Here is a 995-nt window from a genome sequence, read left to right on the forward strand (position 1 = left end):
CCGCTCCCCCGCCTGCGCCGCCCCCGCCTCCAGCAGCATCCGTTCGCAGTCGCGCTTGGCCCTGCCGTAGGCGCTCGGCGCCTCCCCCGGGGCCGCGTACGCGTCCGTGCTGCTGACGAAGACGAACGGGCCGCGGCGCCAGCCGTCCAGCAGCGCGCGCATCGCGGCGCGGTCCAGGTCGTGGTCGGTGAAGGTGCAGGCCGCGTGGACGACGGCCACCGCGCCCTCGGCGGCCTCGCGCAGACCGCCGGTGGCACGCAGATCCCCCTCGACGACCTCCGTGCCGGGCGCCGCCAGGTGGGCCGACTCCGCGCGGACCAGCGCGCGTACGGCGTAGCCCCGCGCCGCCAGCTCCCGCGTCACGAAGGCGCCGACGCCGCCCGTCGCACCCGTGACCAGCACCGTGCCCCGGTCCGCCGGCGGGCGCGCGGGCCCGCCGGGCGCGGCCACCGCCGCGTCGCGCTCCCGGGCGCGCGCGTCGAGCAGCCCGGTCAGCGCGCGGGGCGTGCGGTGCTCCATGATGTCGAGCCCGGTGAGCGGGAGCCGGAGCCGCTCGCGCAGGCGCTCGGCGAGCTGGACGGCCAGCAGGGAGTGCCCGCCGAGGACGAAGAAGTCCGCGTCCGGGCCGGGGTGTCCGCCCAGCAGCTCGGCGAAGGCGGCGAGCACAGTACGCGCGCGCGTCCCCGTGAGCCGCACGCGCGTACCCGCCCGGACCGGGAAGTCCCCGGGCAGCCGCCCGGGATCCGCCTCGCCGGTCCCGGTACGGGGCAACGCGTCGACCAGCACCACATATTCCGGCACCAGTTCGGGATGGTCTCCGGCCAGCGCGGAGCGGAGTGCCAGCCGCAGGCCGGTCGGCGTCACTCCGCCGGGGGCCGCACCGGGGTCCGGGGCGGCGTAGGCGAGCGGCGGGAGTCCCTCGCGTTCCACGAGCGCCGCGTCCGCCACCCCCGGCAGCTCCCGCAGCACCGCCAGCGCGGGATGCGCCGGGGCCG

General features: G+C 79.1%; 1 protein-coding gene. It reads right to left on the reverse strand.

The annotated features are described in order from the left end of the window. The coding region (locus tag G5C65_RS37680; RefSeq protein WP_165303560.1) for an NAD(P)H-binding protein at window positions 1–995 on the reverse strand (995 nt) is incomplete at both ends.

The sequence above is a fragment of the Streptomyces boncukensis genome, from assembly GCF_011045075.1.
Classification (GTDB): domain Bacteria; phylum Actinomycetota; class Actinomycetes; order Streptomycetales; family Streptomycetaceae; genus Streptomyces; species Streptomyces boncukensis.